At 64.1% G+C, this 18141-nt stretch carries 7 protein-coding genes and 1 pseudogene; 6 read left to right on the forward strand and 2 right to left on the reverse strand.

Annotation, left to right across the window (positions count from 1 at the left end; genetic code table 11):
- Positions 1–174 precede the first annotated feature (174 nt).
- Positions 175–3327 carry a CHAT domain-containing tetratricopeptide repeat protein gene (locus OV427_RS08905; RefSeq protein ID WP_267855686.1) on the forward strand — a complete coding sequence of 1051 codons (3153 nt, stop codon included), beginning with the start codon at positions 175–177 and terminating at the stop codon, positions 3325–3327.
- Positions 3328–3373: 46 nt separating this feature from the next.
- Here the strand turns inward: OV427_RS08905 and OV427_RS08910 are convergent, their stop codons facing one another.
- Positions 3374–4279, reverse strand: a complete 906-nt coding sequence (locus tag OV427_RS08910; protein ID WP_267855687.1) for a sigma-70 family RNA polymerase sigma factor — start codon at positions 4277–4279, stop codon at positions 3374–3376.
- Positions 4280–4641: 362 nt separating this feature from the next.
- Between OV427_RS08910 and OV427_RS08915 the strand changes: the two genes are divergently transcribed.
- The 5 genes and pseudogenes from OV427_RS08915 to OV427_RS08935 all read left to right on the forward strand — a co-directional run bounded on the left by OV427_RS08915 (position 4642) and on the right by OV427_RS08935 (position 16328).
- Positions 4642–8487, forward strand: coding sequence for a bifunctional serine/threonine-protein kinase/formylglycine-generating enzyme family protein (locus OV427_RS08915; protein ID WP_267855688.1), 3846 nt, complete (start codon positions 4642–4644; stop codon positions 8485–8487).
- 151 nt (positions 8488–8638) lie between these two features.
- Positions 8639–9676, forward strand: a complete 1038-nt coding sequence (locus tag OV427_RS08920) for an ADYC domain-containing protein (RefSeq protein ID WP_267855689.1) — start codon at positions 8639–8641, stop codon at positions 9674–9676.
- 1054 nt (positions 9677–10730) lie between these two features.
- Positions 10731–12494: a hypothetical protein gene (locus OV427_RS08925; RefSeq protein ID WP_267855690.1), complete on the forward strand. Its 1764-nt coding sequence runs from the start codon at positions 10731–10733 to the stop codon at positions 12492–12494.
- Positions 12495–12743: 249 nt separating this feature from the next.
- A pseudogene (locus OV427_RS08930) lies at positions 12744–13220 on the forward strand (integrase core domain-containing protein); the annotation flags it as partial.
- A gap of 93 nt (positions 13221–13313) precedes the next feature.
- The gene (locus tag OV427_RS08935) at positions 13314–16328 is read left to right on the forward strand and encodes a CHAT domain-containing tetratricopeptide repeat protein (RefSeq protein ID WP_267855691.1); all 3015 of its coding nucleotides are present in this window, start codon (positions 13314–13316) and stop codon (positions 16326–16328) included.
- 128 nt (positions 16329–16456) lie between these two features.
- On the opposite strand, the gene OV427_RS08940 is transcribed toward OV427_RS08935, so the two are convergent.
- Entirely contained in the window at positions 16457–18109 is a 1653-nt protein-coding gene (locus tag OV427_RS08940; RefSeq protein ID WP_267855692.1) for an ISL3 family transposase, read from the reverse strand.
- Between the last annotated feature and the right edge of the window lie 32 nt (positions 18110–18141).

Below are 18141 nucleotides of genomic sequence, written 5' to 3' on the forward strand. Positions count from 1 at the left end.
TCACGATGAGCAGCTACCCACGAAAGCGTCCTCGGCCTCTGCGTCGAGTCCGCTCCCGCAGACCCATACGCCGCGTCCGCTCCTAAAGTGAACAGCATTGGGTTTAGACTGGGACTGCAGCCCGTAAGGAGCTACGCAACGGACACGCCACTCCTCGCGAGCCATGAGGTGAACATGCAGCGAGCAATACCGGCGATAGCGCTCATCATCCTGGGGTGTGCAGCCTGCGCATCGGTCAAGCCACCAACCGACTTACGCCTAGTAGAGGCACAGAAGCTCTATGCAGAGGGGAAGAAACTGAGGGAGGAGGGGAGGTATGCGGAAGCGGCGCCAGTCGTCGAGCGCGCGTTGGAGCTTCGGGAGTCCCTCCTCGGGAGGACGCATCTGGAAGTTGCCCGTTGCCTCAACCTTCTCGGTGACGTTCACCGATCGCTAGGAAACTATACGCGTGCCGAACCGTTCCATCAGCGCGCACTAGCGATTCGGGAAGCCTCCCTCGGCAATAATCATCTCGACGTTGCCCACTCGCTCAACAACCTGGCCATCGTCTACATTGAACAGGGGCTCTATGCTCGGGCTGAGCCACTGTATGAGCGTGCGCTGGCGATTCGGGAAGCTGCCCTCGGCAAGCACCATCCCGACGTCGCTACCTCGCTCAACAATCTGGCCATCCTCTACAGCGACCAGGGCCTCTATGCACGGGCCGAGCCGCTGTATGAGCGTGCGCTCGCGATTCGGGAAGCCGCCCTCGGCAAGCACCATCCCGACGTCGCTGCCTCGCTCAACAACCTGGCCATCCTCTACAGGGAACAGGGGTTCTACGCACGGGCCGAGCCGCTGTATGAACGTGCGCTCGCGATTCGGGAAGCCGCCCTCGGCAAGCACCATCCAAATGTCGCTGCCTCGCTCAACAATCTGGCTGTCCTCTACGATTACCAGGGGCTCTACGCACGGGCCGAGCCGCTGTATGAGCGTGCGCTCGCGATTCGGGAAGCCTCTTTCGGCAAGCACCATCCCGACGTCGCTACCTCGCTCAACAATCTGGCCATCCTCTACAGCGACCAGGGCCTCTATGCACGGGCCGAGCCGCTGTATGAGCGTGCGCTCGCGATTCGGGAAGCCGCCCTCGGCAAGCACCATCCCGACGTCGCTGCCTCGCTCAACAACCTGGCCATCCTCTACAGGGAACAGGGGTTCTACGCACGGGCCGAGCCGCTGTATGAACGTGCGCTCGCGATTCGGGAAGCCGCCCTCGGCAAGCACCATCCCGACGTCGCTGCCTCGCTCGACAACCTAGGTACCCTTTACGTTGTCCGGGGGCACTACGCACGGGCCGAGCCGCTGTATGCGCGTGCGCTCGCGATTCAGGAAGCTGCCCTCGGCAAGCACCATCCAAATGTCGCTACCTCGCTCGACAACCTCGCCAACCTCTATAGGGCTCAGGGGCTCTACGCACAGGCCGAGCCGCTGTATGCGCGTGCGCTGGCGATTCGAGAAACAGCCCTCGGCAAGAAACATCCCCTCGTTGCTCAAACTCTGACCGACCTTGCCCGGCTCCACCTGGCTCAAAAGAACCTCGTCGGAGCTCTACCGCTCTTCAGGCGTGCTCTCGTTGCCTCCGAGGAGCACCTGCGCCAGCAGATCTTCGGCTTCTCCGATGCGCGCCTGACCAGTTTCCTGCGTCTGCTGCACGAAGATGAGCAACGCCTCTATTCTCTTGCGCGCGCGCACCCGGAGGATGCCCGCGTTCGCCACCTGGCCTTCTCAGCCGCCCTCCTTCGCAAGGGCCGCTCCGTCGAAGAACTCGCAGACACCTCTCGCATCATCTTTCGTAACCTGGGAGAAGCCGACCGCGAGACATTTGCTCGCCTACGCGCCTTGCGCACCCAGTTCTCCGCCCTGTCGCTCGCCGGCCTCGGTTCACTCTCGCCCGTAGACTACCAGCAGCGCCTCAAGGACCTCACCGACAAGGCCAATGCCATCGAGGAGGAGCTCTCCAGGCGCGCGGCGCCTCTGCGTGCTCTCTCCTCGCTGCCTCCTCCTGAACGAGTCATCGACCGTGTCGCCAATGCACTTCCCAAGAATGGCGCGCTTATAGAGCTCATCGTCTGCAACGACACCCCACTCGTCCCCACGCCTGGCACGCCTTCCTCGCAGAGCCCGGGTCCAATGCGCTATCTGGCGCTCCTGCTCTTCGCCGATGGGCACACCGAGGCCATCGACCTCGGTCCTGCTGAGCCCATCGACACCGCCGCCCTGCACCTGCATGACGCGCTCGCACGCGACTCCGCCGCCTATCAATCCGCCGCCCGAGCACTCTACAAGCTCGCCTTCCGTCCTCTGCTGCCGCACCTGGGCAAGGTCCAGCGCCTGTTTGTCTCGCCCGACGGCCAGCTCAATCTCGTCCCCTTCGCCGCACTCCACGATGGCCGCCGCTTCCTGGTAGATGCCCTGGACATCACCTATCTCACCTCGGGCAAAGACTTGTTGCCCCGTCCCGAGAACAGCTCCCCTGCTACGTCCGTCGTGGTCCTGGCCAACCCTGATTTCAGTTCGCGCCCTGCCGCTTCCCCCGTCACCACTCAAGCCACCGTCACCGCTCAGGCCGCCCTCGTTCCCGCCGAGCGCTCGGCCGCACTGGAGCACTTCTTCTCGCGCTTCGCGCCAGAGGTTGGCTCTCCTTATCCACCGCTGCCCGGCACACAGAAGGAAGCCGAAACCATCCACCGTTTGCTCCCTCGAGCTCAGTTGCTCCTGGGGCCCGCCGCCACGAAGCACGCCCTGTTGACGCTGGACACGCCTGGCATCCTCCACATCGCCACCCACGGATTCTTTCGCGAGGATGCTGCCGGCGCGCTCCTCCCCGACCCACTGCTGCGCTCGGGTCTGGTCCTGGCGGGCGCAAGCTACCATCAGGAACAACCCGGTCCCCTCCACCGCGAGAACTCGCTCGTCACGGCCCTGGAACTCGCGGGGCTCGACCTGTGGGGCACTCAATTGGTGGTTCTGTCGGCCTGCGACACCGGCCGTGGCGACATCAAGCTCGGCCAGGGCGTGTACGGACTGCGCCATGCGTTGGTGAGCGCTGGAGCCGAGTCCCTGGTCACCAGCCTGTGGAAGGTCAACGATGAGACCTCCCGGGAGCTGATGGAGAGCTATTACCGCAATCTCCTGGCCGGGCAGGGGAGCGGTGAGGCCCTCCGTACGGCGATGAAGGCACTGCGCCAGAAGCACCCGAAGCCCTACTCCTGGGCGCCTTTCATCTTCATCGGAAAGGATTCGCCCCTCCAACTGGACTCGCCCCAGCTCCGTGGCTCCCCCATGTGAGGTGTAGCTGAGCATCTGGCAGTGCGGAGAGGACCTCGCGCACCCATTAGCGGATTGCCTCTGCCTCTCCCTCTTTCAGAATCTCACCAAGGCTCATGTCGAGCCGGCTGTTGATGTCGATCAGGAGGCTCTCGAACTCGTGCGACGACAGGCGGAGACGCTCCTTGATGCGGCGCTTCGTCTCCTCATAGACCGCCTGCCGTGCGCTCTTGAGCCAGCGGGAGGCTGTCGACTGGTCCACACCGTAGAGCTTGCCCAATTCGATCGTCGACAGCCCATCGATGAAGTGAATCCGGAGCAGATAGCGCGGCCTGTCCGGCAATGTGGAGAAGGCCTCGCGCGCCGCCGCGCGGAACTCCTGGAGACAACGGCGCTTGAGGAGCTCGATCTCCGCGTCGTTCCCTAGAGTGGGCATGGCTTCGATGGCCGCGAGGACGCCGTCCTCAACCATTTCGCGGACCGGAGCAACTCGCTTGAGGCCCATGCGGGCGGCGATGACGCGAATCCAGCTCAGGAGCGAGCTCTGGCCCTTGTACAATGCGAACTGCGGCCCTGTTCCGGTACCAACGAGGAGGTGGATGCGGACCTCCTGGCAGACCTCGTCGACGACCGTGGGAGGCAACTTCGAGTCGAGCAGCGCCGGCAGTCTCGCCAGGATGTCACGCTCCAATGTCTCGCTGGCTGCGGGAACGTTGTGGATGCAGGCGCATGCCAGGTAGAGCCCAGCGAGATTCGAACTCTCGAATAGCTGCCTGAGCGCCTGTGGGAGAGAACGTTCCGTGTCGAGTTCGGACAGTACCTGAGCCAGGTGCCGCACAAAGACTTCGTCGGACAGGGCGACCCGCGGCCACGCTGCAGGTCCGGTTTCATAGGCGTGCTGGAGCAGTTCCTCTATTTCGTCGAGCTCGTCCGGCGTGACAGCACGTTCCCGCCGATGGGCGAGGAAGCTCAAGGCAAGCCTGGGCGGCCTCTTCTTTGTATTCACAGTGTCCACGTTAAACCAACTTGCCGCCCTTCTTGCCAAAGGGGAGCATGGGGCGGCTGTTGCGCTTCTCACTAATCGCGGTATTCCTTATTTCCACAGAAACTGCCGACCGAACACCATCCGGGCCCCTCTGCGGAAGATGCATGCCGAACAACGATGTGCCGACTGAGTCGCAGTGTCTGACCGATGAACTCCTTGCCGGGCTGCTCGATGGCCGGCCCCCTCCGGAGGAGCTCTCGCGCTTGCATGGCCACACCGAGAAGTGCCCGGACTGTCATGCGCTCCTCATGGCAGTCATCCGCGGTGGCCTTCCGCAGGAAGACGGCGGCATGCCGCCCCAGAGCGTCACGGGGAGCCTCCCGCCGGCCGATTCTCGGAGCGGGGCGCCCACCTCCGGATGGACCCCGCCCAACGAGTTCGACGAGTTCCGGCTCGTGCGTCCCCTCGGCCGGGGGGCCATGGGCGTCGTCTATCTCGCGCATGACCGCTCCCTGGATCGGCAGGTGGCGGTGAAGTTCATCGCGGCGCACCAGCCCAATGCCCGGGCCCGCGCGCGATTCCAGACCGAAGCGCAAGCCATCGCGCGACTGAAGCAGCCCAATGTCGTCACCGTCTTCCGCGTCGGAGAAGTGGAAGACCATCCGTACATCGTCTCCGAGTACCTCGTAGGGCAAAGCCTGGCCGAGTTGCTCCTGCCGCTCCCCTGGCGGCGAGCCCTCAATCTGGGCATCGGCATGGCCCGCGGGCTCGCGGAGGCCCATGGCCATGGCGTGCTGCACCGGGACATCAAGCCGGCCAACGTCCTTCTCACCGCCCAGAACGAGGTGAAGCTGCTCGACTTCGGCCTGGCCGAGCTCGTCGAGGCGGGGACCCTGCCGAGAACAGACACCCTCCGTACCTTCGCGGGCACGCCACGCTACATGGCGCCCGAGCTCTTTGACGGCACCTCGGCGACGCCGCGCAGCGACCTCTATGCCCTCGGGTTGGTGCTCCATGAGCTGTGCACGGGAGCGCTGCCACGACTTCGTCGCGGCCAGCACCTCTCGGAGGGAGAGCAGCCCGTCTCCGGGCTCGCGTCACAGCCAGCACACGACGAGCCGCCCCTCACCACGCGGGTTCCGGGCATCGACCCCGACTTCGCCTCCATCATCGAGCGCTGCCTGCGCATCGACCCGGAGGAGCGCTTCGCTTCGGCCCGAGCGCTCTGTGCCGCGCTCGAGCGACTGGAGCGTCCTAACGAGGCGGACGTGCTCGCCACCGGCAACCCCTACCGGGGCCTGGAACCCTTTGAAGCCGAGCATCGCGCGCTCTTCTTCGGGCGCGACACCGACATCCGCTCGGGCATCGAACGCCTGCGCCGCCAGCCCCTGGTCCTGGTTGCCGGAGACTCGGGCGTTGGCAAGTCCTCGCTGTGCCGCGCCGGCATCCTGCCCCGGGTCACCCAGGGCGCGCTCGACGAGTACCGCGACTTCGAGGTCCTCACGCTGACACCCGGGCGCCGTCCGCTCGCGGCGCTTGCGGCCGCGCTCGCCCCCATCCTCCGCCAGACGGAGGCCGGGCTCCTTGCCAGGTTGGCCGAGGCCCCCGAGACGCTGGGGCCGGAGCTGCGGGCGGTCTATCAGCAGCAGGGGGGACTGCTCCTGTTCGTGGATCAGCTCGAGGAGCTCGTCACCCTCGGTGAGCCCGACCAGGCGGCAGGCTTCGCCAGATTCCTGGGCGAGCTTGCGCTGCCGGCGGCGAAGGTGCGCGTGCTCCTCTCTGTCCGCGGCGACTTCCTCACGCGTGTCGGTACGCTGCCTGGCCTGGGCGGTGTGGTTGAGCGGGCGCTCTACCTGCTCCAGCCCCTCACCCCCGAGGGGGTTCGGGAGGCCATCATCGGCCCCGCCCGGAGCCGTGGCGTCGTCTTCGAGCTCGAAACGCTCCGCCGGACGCTCGCCGAGGCCACAGCAAAAGGCGCCGGCAGCCTTCCCCTGCTCCAATTCGCATTGGCCGAGTTGTGGGAGCGCCGAGACACCGTCAGAGGATGCATCACCCAATCAGCGCTCGACGCCATGGGCGGCGTGGCCGGCGCCCTGTCGAGGCATGCCGATGGCGTGCTCGCGCCTCTCGACCGGGCTCAGCAGCAGGCTGCGCGCAGGCTGCTCGGCCGGCTCATCACCGCGGAGGGTACCCGCAGCGAGCGGAGTGAGGACGAGCTCACCGCGGCTTCGGAGGAAGCCCACACCGTCCTGCGAGCACTCGTCGATGGGCGCCTCCTGCATACGCGCAGCGTCGGGGGGCGGGTGGTCTACGAACTCGCCCACGAGGCGCTCATCGCGAGCTGGGGCACGCTGCGGCGCTGGCTGGATGAGGATGTCAGCCAGCGCGCACTCCGGCAGCGCATCGAAACAGCCAGCAGGGAGTGGGAGCGCCTGGGGCAAGCCGACGAGCTGCTCTGGCGGAAGCGGCAGCTCAGAGAAGCGCGCGAGCTTGCCGCGAGCAACCTGGGCGGGCGGGAGCAGGCCTTTCTCGCGGCCTCCCTGCGCGCCGTGCGCCGCCAGCGCCTGCGCCTGGGGTTCGCCGCGCTATTCCTGGTGCTCGGGGCGGTCAGCCTCACCTTCTGGCCGCGCCTGCGGGAGCACCAGGAGACACAGCGCTTCGTCCGTGCCCGAATGGATGCCGCGCGAAACGCGCTCTCCCTGGGGCGCGGGCTGGGGCAGCGCGCCACCGGGCGCCGTGAGACGGCGCTCGGGCTGTTCAATGGGCAGGCGCCTGCCGGCTCCAACACGCGGCCGTCCTCCGCAGACCTCTGGCAGCGCGCTGAAGAGGTCTGGGACGAGGCGCTCGAGGAGCTCGTGTCGGCGGACGCCGCGTTCGCGGAGGCCGAGCAGTCCCTCGGCGACGCATTGGAACGCGTCCATGAGGCCCCGGACGCGCGACAGCTCCTCATCGAGGTCACCCATGAGCGAATCCTGCTCGCCGAGCGCTTCCATCGGATGAACGAGCGTGACCGGCTCATGCATCACTTCGAGCGACTCACGGCCAGGGAACCCGCGTGGCGTGAGCGGCTCCACACTCCTGCCGAGATCGAGCTCACGACCGAGCCATCGGGCGCGAGTGTCGAGCTCATGCGCTACGTGGATGACAAGGGACTCCGGCGAACAGAACCCGTGGCGGAGCTGGCCGCCCCCGGCCCGACGCCCATCACCCGGTGGACCCTCCCGGCGGGCTCCTATCACCTCCGCATCACACATGAGGGCCGCGTTCCGGTGGAGCTCCCGCTCCTGCTGGAACGAGGCGGACAGGAGCGAATCCGCCTCGCGCTCCCAGCCACCGTGCCTGAAGGCTACGCATACGTTCCACCGGGCTGCGTCCTCTCGGGCAGCGATGATCCCGAAGCGGTGCGCAAGTTCCTGCGCAGCGCGCCGCTGAACCGGACCTGTCTCCAGGAGGGTTTCTTCATTGGACGGACTGAGGTCACCCTGGGCAACTGGCTGGAATATCTCCAGACCCTGCCGCCGGAGGCGCCGGAGAAGCGCATCCTCGAGACAGGACGCGCTGGCAGCGTCGATGAGCTCTCGCTGAGGCAGCTGCCCGACCGCACCTGGAGCTTTTCTCTCAAGCTGGTGAGCGAAGACGTCCTCACGGCACGCACCGGCGAGCCCATTCGCTACCCCGGCCGGAGCCATCACCAAGAACAGGACTGGAGGCGATTTCCACTCGCTGGCGTCTCTGCCGAGGACATGACGGGCTACCTCTCCTGGCTCGACCGCACGGGGCGTCTGCCGGGAGCACGCCTGTGCAATGAGCTCGAATGGACGCGCGCCGCCCGAGGCGCCGATGGTCGCAGGTACCCGCATGGCGACCGGCTCCCGAAGGATGCGGCCAACATCGAAGGGACGTACAACCGCCGACCTGATGGCTTCGGGCCGGACGAGGTCGGCTCCCATCCGGCCTCGGTGAGCCCCTTCGGCGTCCAAGACCTGGCCGGCAATGCCTTTGAAATCACCCGGCCCATGACGCCGGACCTGAGCGACATCGTCCTCCGAGGAGGCGCCTGGTACTACGACGAGTCGGGTGCATTGGTCGCCAATCGGCAGGCCGGCACGGTCAAGAACCGCGACGCCAGGGTGGGTGTGCGCGTGTGCGCTTCCGCGCCATCCGCCAGATGGGAAGCGTCCACGCAGGCCCGATGAGCCCCCACGGTGAAAAAACTCATGCATAGCCCGACAGCTCGGCGCCTCTTTCTAGGACAGCGCGTGCCGTGAGAAGCCGCAGCCAGGAAGAACAGCGGCTCGGGGGCGACAGGCCCCGGCGACGGAACGCATCCCAGAGGCGAGGAGCTACATGAACAAGCACATCCTGGCACTTGTATATCTGCTGAGCAGTGCGCCGGCGCTCGCCACGGACATGCTCATCAAGAAGACGGAGGGGGCCCGGCGTCGGGCATCCGCCTGCCAGACCCAGGCTCCCCAGCGCAACACGTGGCCAAACGGCACACGGCTGTGGGGCACGACTCGCAAGGTGGCCGACCAGGAGACGAGCAGCGTGCTGGCCTCGCTTGACCTCAGCCGCGTGTCGCTCGGCAGCGCCGCGCTAAAGGGAGTGCGCATCGAGGACGGGCGCCTGGTGGCCCCGGCATTGGTGAATGAGAGGTTCGCCGGCGCCATGCTCCAGGGCACGGCGAGTGACGGCCAGCCCGTAGAGGTGGCCCTGTGTGCGGTCGAGACCGATGCCGACGACCCCTCGCTGGTCTGGTATCGAATCCAGGTGTGGAACGCGGAGAGCGCCACGTGGGCCAACCCGTGCACCGCCACCAACCGCGTGCCCGCTCCTCGGGCGCTCGCGGTGCCCGGTATCTGGGATGAGACAGGTGCACGCCGCGACCTGCCGGGCAAGTTCACCTTCGCCTGCGAGAACGGCGCCATCGCCAAGTGTATCGACTGGGGTTACAAGCCGTGGGCAACGAAGGAAGGCCGCTCGCTCCAGGATTTGCATCAGGCGTGCACGCGCATGGTGCGCGCCGACTACTGCGGCGACGGACGCAGCCACACCCAGGAGGAGAATCCCATCGACATGTACGATGAATTCAAGCTCCTCACCCGGACGACGCAGGCCTCAAGGTCCTGGGACCCGACGAAGGCCTCCTTCGAGGCGGCGTGGACACCCGAGGGAGCTTCGTGCCTGGCGCGAACGCGTGACGGACAGGCGATAGAGACCATTCTGGCGCAGTGCCCGGAGCGCTTCGAGCCGGGCACGAAGGACCTGGACGGGGGAGATCGCTGCACAGTGCTCCGCAAGGGAGGAAGCGATGAGCCAGCACTGCTACGCAACCACACGTATGGAAAGGCCCCTCAGGTCGGCTCTTCGACATGGGGCCGATGATCCAAGCAAGCACGGCTAGCACCACGAAGCACTCTCAGGCCATTACCTGCGGAGAAGAGACCTGCTGATTGACACACTCGTTTCAACTGCTCCCCGCTCCGCCCTACTCCCAGACCCGAAGGCCCTGATCCCTGGGGCGCGCCTCTCGTAAAGTTGCGCCGACCTCAGTGTTCTGCCGCACTTCGTGTGGAGCGTAAGCTCCGACGGTGAGCAGCATGCGACGACGTAGCAGGTCGAAGCTTGCGCTCTGGGCTCTGTCCCTCAGCATAGGCATCGTGCCAAGTCCTTGGCAGTGCAGCACGGACGGCGTCGTTGTTCTGCGTCCGCCCTTCGACAAATGTTTCCACGCTTGGAGAGAGCCTCAGGGCGCGACTGCTTTTCCGCGGCGGCTCGACAACAGGGGACTCATGGCCCTTCATCTCCCACTAGGTTCCGAGCATCCCTCATTTCCGCAGGCGTCCATAAACCGTGGCAGCCGCTCGACTCACTTGAATTGAGATCCATCAAAAACTGCTGAGTTTTCGAAACGAGAAAGTGTGCAACCCAAGCAAGAGGAGGAGCGAACATGAAACCAGCGGCCTAAATCTCTCCAAGGTCTCACACCAAATCCGAATTCTCCACTTTGAACCCCAAAGAAGATCACCCGCCTACGCAAGCCCCAACTCGGAAACCAACCATGCAGACAACTAGAAAACTCAAGATAGCAGCGCCACTCACACTCCTCTTGGGTTGTGCTCTCGCAGCATGCAGTGTTGAAGACTCTCCGACGAAAGCAAAGGAAGAGCCCGCCCGTGCGGCATCACCTGGGACTTCGAGCCTGCGACTCCCTTATGAGGAGTGTGGTGAAGGCCTCTGTAACGGCCCCGAGTGTGGCGATGGGCTTTGTGACATCTCCGAGGTGGACTGGTGCAGTATGGACTGCAGTTATGAGCCTCCTCCTTGTGGAGATGGGTACTGCAGCGACTCGGAAACCTGCTCCAGTTGTAATCAAGACTGCGGCACCTGCAATAACTCTGGCGTCATCAACGTTCCGGGTATTCCCGAAGTGGCCTCCGTGAACGAGATGTATGCACGCGCTGAGGCGTTGGGTATTCCCCCGTCAGTTGCGGGTGTGCCGAACATCGAGCAGTTCTTGCAAAGTGGCTATCCTGGAGGAACTATCACCCAGTACGGCTATCCGACAGCCACCAGCCTGCAGGATTTTACCAACAAACTGTTCCAAGGCGGTGTGTGGCAGAACAATCCCGCCTTTCAGTCACCGGGGGCATGGTCAACGGACGCATTCGGATGTCAAGCTCGTCAAGTCAATGAACGATACAATGTAAGAGAACTCGTGAGCTTCAACAGGGCCGCGGACCTGTTGTTTCCTTCCGCACTCAACCAAGGAATCTACATTAACACCGGCTTCGGAGCGCTTACACCGCTCCACGTGCCTTACCTCCAGCGCAAGCCTGTCAAGCTTGTGGGCACCTTCTTCGAAATGGCCTCTGCGCCCACTACCACTGTCGGCGACATCTACGCCTCAACAGGCCAGATGGTCACCGCAGCCAATAACAATGGCAAGATTTCCCTGGGCAAGGTCTATCCCGAAATCCATAGCGCGTCATCCCTGGAGGAAGTCGCCGCGAAGTTCAAGCTGGATCCTGGAATTCTCGGCGTCAGCGGCACTCCCAATAACAACAATGGCCGCAACACAGTCTTTATCCTGGCCAGACAGCCCTTGTTCGCCATCTTTCAAGACCTCAACGGCTTTACTCCGACACTTGCCCAATTCGACCCCGCCAAGTTTACCGTCCAGGACTTCTACAGACTGGGTGACATGAACGAACTGGGTTACGATAACCTCCCCACCTACGCTCGGTACGTGACTTACGGCAGGATGGTTTTGTTTTCGGTCTCAGGGTCCAGTACTCTGATGGAACTGGAGACTGCCGCCAATGCTTTCTACACGGGCAACGCGACGACTCAGCAACAAAACATCATCCAGAGTAGTGCGATTCAAATCGTCGCGCGTGCTGGCGCAAGTCCGCTCCAGGAGGCCGAACTCAAGCTGTACGGGCAGTGGCAGAATTCCTTCAACCTCATGAATGTCCCCGTCACCAGCATTCAGCCAATCGCATACGAAGTGCGTCGTCTTGACGACCAATTGGCTACCATGTCGCGGACCACGGCATATACCGAGCGCACTTGCCCGCGCGCTCACATTCCCGCGAACTACGTGGGCGTCATCTCCGGAACTGGCACCTGTCCGGGCAACGTCGAAACCATTCGCATCAACATGGATAACGAGGATCGGGCTGAGGCAAGCAACGTCTCGGGGTGGGTCGGCGCCACAAACGTTGATGGCAACGGAAACATCAACTATGTGTTCTGCCGGGTGGATGGCACACAGTTCCACTCTTTGGCTGCCGCCAACAGCGCGAACTACAACTACGCGGTTCTCAAGCTGGACCAGTCCTGCCCAGAGGGAGCGGTCGAATTTTCCCGCTACTTTGATAACGAGGACAACAACAACAAGAATAGCTATTCGGGCAACATCTTCCCCAATGTTGTGAACAACAACTCGACGCTGCGCTTCTGCCTGTTCAAGGGTGATGGAAGCATCGCTTCGGCCTTCCCAAGCCTCGGGTTTGAGTACGGCGTATTCGCCGCATCGCAGTTCGTTTTCACTTCTGCCCGAGGGTACATCTACAGCGATGATGAAGACGGGAACAACGCCAATTCTTACAATGTTGACCCTGCATGGAAGTCGGCGGCGACGGCGATCATCAGCGAGGGCTGGGACACCAGGTTGAACACGGCCCGCGCAGTCCCCTAAAAGGGTCGTCCCCACTGCGCATCGACCAATATATTCGGTGCGCAGTGGCTATGAAGCTTCCCCGGTTCCGGCCTCTCCCGCATTTTGGGTGATGCGCAGGTTCAGACGGTGAGCAGCACGCGACGACGAAGCAGGTCGAAGCTGGCGCGGCCATACATCTAACGCTTGAGAAGCTTGAGCTTCGTGATTTGGCCCTCGGCCTGCGCGTTACTCCAGAGAGGTCAGTGCAGTCCGGACGGCATCGGCGGCGAGCGCCAGGGCGTGGCGCCCGGCCAGCTGACGATTCACGCTGACCGAGGCTCCTCGATGACCTCCAAGCCGGTGGCCCTGCTGATGACCGACCTGGGCGTGACGAAGACGCACTCTAGGCCGCATGTCTCCAACGACAACCCCTTCAGCGAGGCGCACTTCAAGACGCTGAAGTACCGGCCTGACTTCCCCCTGCGCTTCGGCTGTCTCCAGGACGCCCGCGGCTTCGGTGGCGACTTCTTCGGCTGGTACAACCAGGAGCACCACCACGCCGGACTCGGCCTGCTCACGCCCCACGACGTGCACCACGGCCTGGCCGCCGAGCGCATCGCGGCCCGGGCCGCCGTGCTCTCCGCCGCCTACGTCGCTCACCCCGAACGCTTCCCGCGCGGCGCACCCAAGCCGCAGGCGCTGCCGAACGCCGTCTGGATCAACGACCCTGCGCGCCTCTCCACCTCTCAGTCGACCGCGCAGTAATCTCACGAACTCACTGTCTCATCCGCGTTGACAGGTTCCGCAGCTCGGCCCGTCAGCCGAGGCGACAACATCCCTGACACAGGGGAGATGACCATGCATCGAGCAGCAACGGCCTTAGCGCTCATCATCCTTGGGTGTGTGGCATGCGCAACAGTGGAACATGCGTCAACAGACTCACGTTTGGTGGAAGCACAGAAGCTTTTTGAGGAGGGTCAGGAGCTGAACGAGGCGGCGAAGTATGCGGAAGCGGTCCCGTTGATCGAGCGCGCGCTGGAACTTCGTGAGTCCATCCTTGGAAGGACGCACCTGGAAGTTGCCAGTTGCCTCAACCTTCTCGGTGAGGTTCATCAAGAGCAGGGGAGCTACGCGCGCGCCGAACCGCTCCTTCAGCACGCATTGGCAATTCGGGAAGCCACCCTCGGCAACAGCCATCCTGACGTTGCCTTCTCTCTCCACGACCTCGCCAGCATCTACAAAGACCAGGGGCTCTACGCTCGGGCCGAGCCGCTGTTTCAGCGTGCGCTGGTGATTCTGGAAGCTACCCTCGGCAAGAGCCACCCCCACGTCGCCACCGCGCTCACAAGCGTCGCCTTCCTCTACAGGGACCAGGGGCTCTACGCACGGGCCGAGCCGCTGTTTCAACGTGCGCTGGCGATTACTGAAGCCGCCTACGGCAGCAGCCATCCCCACGTTGCCATCTCGCTCCACAACCTCGCTCTCCTCTACAAAGTCCAGGGGCTCTACGCACAGGCCGAGCCGCTGTCGCAACGTGCTCTGCCGATCCTGGAAGCCGCCTACGGCAAGAGCCATCCCTTCGTCGCCAACGCACTTAACAACCTCGCCAGCCTCTACTGGTACCAGGGGCTCTACACACGGGCCGAGCCGCTGTTTCAACGTGCGCTGGCGATTAGTGAAGCCGCCTACGGCAGCAGCCATCCCGAAATTGCCACCTCGTTAAATAACCTCGCCACCATCTACAGGGACCAGGGGCTCTACGCACGGGCCGAGCCGCTGTTTCAACGTGCGCTGGTAATTCGGGAAACCATCCTCGGCAAGAACCATCCCTTCGTTGCCCACTCGCTCCACAACCTCGCTCTCCTCTACAAAGACCAGGGGCTCTACGCCCAAGCCGAGCCGCTGTTTCAACGTGCGCTGGCGATTAGTGAAGCCGCCTACGGCAGCAGCCATCCCGAAATTGCCACCTCGTTGAATAACCTCGCCACCATCTACAGGGACCAGGGGCTCTACGCACGGGCCGAGCCGCTGTTTCAACGTGCGCTGGCAATTCGGGAAGCCATCCTCGGCAAGAATCATCCCCTCGTTGCTCTCTCTCTTAATGACCTTGCTCGACTCCACTTGGCTCAAAGGGACCTCGTTGGGGCCCTACTGCTCTTCAAGCGTGCGTTCGTTGCATCCGAACTGCACCTACGCCAGCAGGTCTTCGGCTTCTCCGAGGCGCGCTTGGCCAGTTCCCTGCGTCTGCTGCACGAAGATGAGGAACGCCTCTACTCTGTCGTCCGCGAACACCCGGAGGATGCCTACGTTCGCTACCTCGCATTCTCTGCCGCTTTGCTTCGCAAGGGCCGCTCCATCGAAGAACTCGCAGACACCTCTCGCATCATCTTTCGAAACCTGGAAGAAGCCGATCACGAATCATTTGAGCGCCTAAGAGCCTTGCGCACCCAGTTCTCCGCGCTGACGCTGGCAGGCCCCGGTTCGCTTTCGCCTACGGACTACCAGCAGCGCCTCAAGGAACTCACCGACCAAGCCACTGTTATTGAGGAGCACCTCTCCAGACGATCGGCACCGCTGCGTGCTCTCTCCGCGTTGCCTCTTCCCGATGAAGTCATCGGCCACGTCGCCCAAACGCTTCCTAAGAATGGCGCGCTCATCGAGTTCATCGCCTATCGCGACCGCCCACTTGTCCCCACGCCTGGAACTCACGCCACGAAGCACCCAGGCCAACTCCGTTATCTCGCGTTCCTGCTCTTCGCCGATGGCAGAACTGAGGCCATCGACCTGGGTCCTGGTGAGCCCATCGACGCCGCCGCACTGCACTTGCATGGCGCGCTTGCCCGCAACTCCGCCTCCTATCATCTCGCCGCCCGAGCATTCTATAAGCTCGCCTTCCGTCCTCTTCTGCCGCACCTGGGCAAGGTCCAGCGCCTATTTTTGTCGCCCGACGGCCAGCTCAATCTCGTCCCCTTCGCTGCACTCCACGATGGCCGCCGCTTTCTGGTGGATGCCTTGGACATTACCTATCTCACCTCGGGCAAAGACCTTTTGCCCCATCCCGAGGTCAGCGCCGCTGTGACTTCCGTGGTGATCATCGGCAACCCGGATTTCATCTCGCGCCCTGCCGCGTCCACCGTCGCTACTCTGTCCACTCTCGTTCCCGCTGAGCGCTCGGCCTCACTGGAAGCCTTTTTTTCGCGCGAAGTGGTGGAGGTTGATTCTCCCTACACACCGCTTCCCGGCACTCAGAAGGAGGCTGAAACCATTCACCAACTGCTCCCTCAAGCCCAATTGCTCCTGGGTTCCAAGGCCACGAAGCACGCCCTATTGACGCTGGACACGCCTGGCCTCCTCCACATCGCAACCCACGGCTTCTTTCGCGAGGATGCTGAAGGCGCTCTCCTTCCCGACCCCCTGCTGCGCTCGGGCCTCGTACTGGCGGGTGCCAGTTCACCGCAGGAGCAATCCGGCCCAAGATATCGTGAGGACTCGATCGTCACGGCGCTGGAACTTGCGGGACTCGACTTGTGGGGCACTCAGTTGGTCGTGCTGTCGGCCTGCGACACCGGCCGTGGCGACATCAAACCCGGCCAGGGAGTGTACGGACTGCGCCGTGCGCTGGTGAGCGCGGGTACCGAGTCCCTGGTGACCAGCCTGTGGAAGGTCAATGATGAGACCTCGCGCGAGCTAATGGAGAGCTATTACCGCAATCTCCTGGCCGGACAGAGGCGCGCCGAGGCTCTCCGTACGGCGATGAAGGCATTGCGCCAGAAGCACCCGAAGCCCTACTCTTGGGCGCCTTTCATCTTTATCGGAAAGGATACGCCCCTCCAGGGGCTGGCTCCGACCCCCTCAGCGCGGCCAATTCCCTGATCGGTGAGGTTCACTTCGAGCCATGCAAGCCAAAGTCTTATGCGTTCGCGCTCCCTCAAACGAGGGCAAAGCCGTAGTGAAGTTGCCCCGGTTCCGCGGCTCTCCCGCACTTTGTGTGATGCATAGGCTCAGACGGTGAGGAGCACGCGACGGCGCAGCAGGTCGAAGCTGGCTCGGCCGTACATCTGACGCTTGAGGAACTTGAGCTTCGTGATCTGCCCCTCCGCCTGGGCGTTGCTCCAGGGCGTGGTCAGCGCCGCCCGGACTGCATCCCCGTCCTGCTGCAACCCCTCGGCGAAGGTCTCCACCGCACGCACGCCGCAGTGGCGTGCCGCGCCCAGCCACGCCTCGAAGGGCCTACAGGAACTGCGTCGCCTGGCCCCGTGCGTAACGCTCCGCGCGCGGACCACTTCGCAGAAGCGTCGGGTCGACTCCATGACGCGCGCGGCCTCCTTGTCCTGTCGGATGCGAGCCAGCGTGGCTGCATCCTCGGGTGTGAGTTCGGACGGTTCCTTCACGCACAGCCAGGCCAATTGCTTCGGGGAGGCGAGCGGGTCGGGGCTCTTGCCATTGGACCACCAGTCGCCGCCGGACTCCGCGCGCGGCCTCGTGCGCGCCGGAGCTGTGCGGCGCGTCTGGAGCCAGCGGTGGACCTGCCGTGACGTGCCACGAAACCCTCGTGCGCGAATCTCCCTCCAGAGCGAGCAGGCGTTTTCGCAGCCCGCCGAATGACGCTCCTCGAGGTACTCCAGAAATGGGGCAAGGATGCTCGGACCGGGCGCGCGCACCGAGCGCTCCGGAAAGGCTTCCGCGGTGGCGTACTTTCGCACCGTGCTCGGTGCCAGTCTCAAGGTGCGGTGGATTCTCGCCAGCGGCTCCCTGGCGAGGACTCGGCGCCGCACTGCCTCGTACGCGGCCACGCGCTGGGCTCGGCTCGCCTCACGGGAGCGGACTTCAGCATGAGTGCGTGGAAATGAGGTGAGCCGACGCGCTGGGGAAACGCCCTCTCGCGAGACGACCGGCAGGGAGCGCAGGCGCGCGTGCGCCCCCGTCAGCCAGCGCTCCGCCATCTGCCTCCCATTGAGGAGCAGATGCCAGCGGTCCGCTACTTGTTGAGCGTCGGGAGCACCGAGTGCGGCTGCATGTGCGTACTCCGTCGAGCGGTCTCTGGTGAGGACCTTGATAGCAGGGTGGCGACGCAGCCACGCCGTCAGCGTCGGCGTTGAGCGGTCAGGCAGCAGCTCGACGACACGGTGCGCTTCGATGTCGACGAGAATGGAGCCGTAGGTGCGCCCCTTTCGCAGGGCCCAGTCATCCACGCCCACCACCCGGGAGTCTCGTGGCGCCGGCAGCGGAGTACGGCGAATCAGGCGCAGGAGCGTGTCGGGGCTGGTTGGCATGGCCAGCGGCTCGAGCAGTCTGGCTCCAGCCTCGGCACCCGCTGTCATGGCGACGGCGCACTGGGCGGTGGCAAGCCGCCGCGTTCGCCGGGCCCGAGGAGCCAGCAAGCGGGGCAGCCGCTCCGCGAACGTGCGGCGAGGGCATTGCGCGTTTCGACAGAAGAAGCGACGCACATGCATTTCCAGTTTCACGGCACGCCCGGCGGAGGGCAGGTCAGCGGGGCGGCGGACGTAGCTGCTGTGCACGGAGTTGCTGGGCGTCCGGCAGGAGGGACACCGGGCACCAGTGCTCTCCTGGTGCACCACGAGGACGATTTTCGGCGAGCCACCGCGCGCCACTTGCTCCACTCGACAACCGGGAAGGGAGTACAGCGTTTCCATTCCCAGGTTGTAGTCGCCCCACTGGTAGCCTG

Source organism: Pyxidicoccus sp. MSG2 (assembly GCF_026626705.1).
Classification (GTDB): domain Bacteria; phylum Myxococcota; class Myxococcia; order Myxococcales; family Myxococcaceae; genus Myxococcus.

Coding starts and splice junctions, on each gene's coding strand:
- OV427_RS08905 (WP_267855686.1), top strand. CDS start 175: ATGCAGCGAGCAATACCGGCGATAGCGCTCATCATCCTGGGGTGTGCA.
- OV427_RS08915 (WP_267855688.1), top strand. CDS start 4,642: ATGCCGCCCCAGAGCGTCACGGGGAGCCTCCCGCCGGCCGATTCTCGG.
- OV427_RS08920 (WP_267855689.1), top strand. CDS start 8,639: ATGAACAAGCACATCCTGGCACTTGTATATCTGCTGAGCAGTGCGCCG.
- OV427_RS08935 (WP_267855691.1), top strand. CDS start 13,314: ATGCATCGAGCAGCAACGGCCTTAGCGCTCATCATCCTTGGGTGTGTG.
- OV427_RS08940 (WP_267855692.1), bottom strand. CDS start 18,109: ATGGAAACGCTGTACTCCCTTCCCGGTTGTCGAGTGGAGCAAGTGGCG.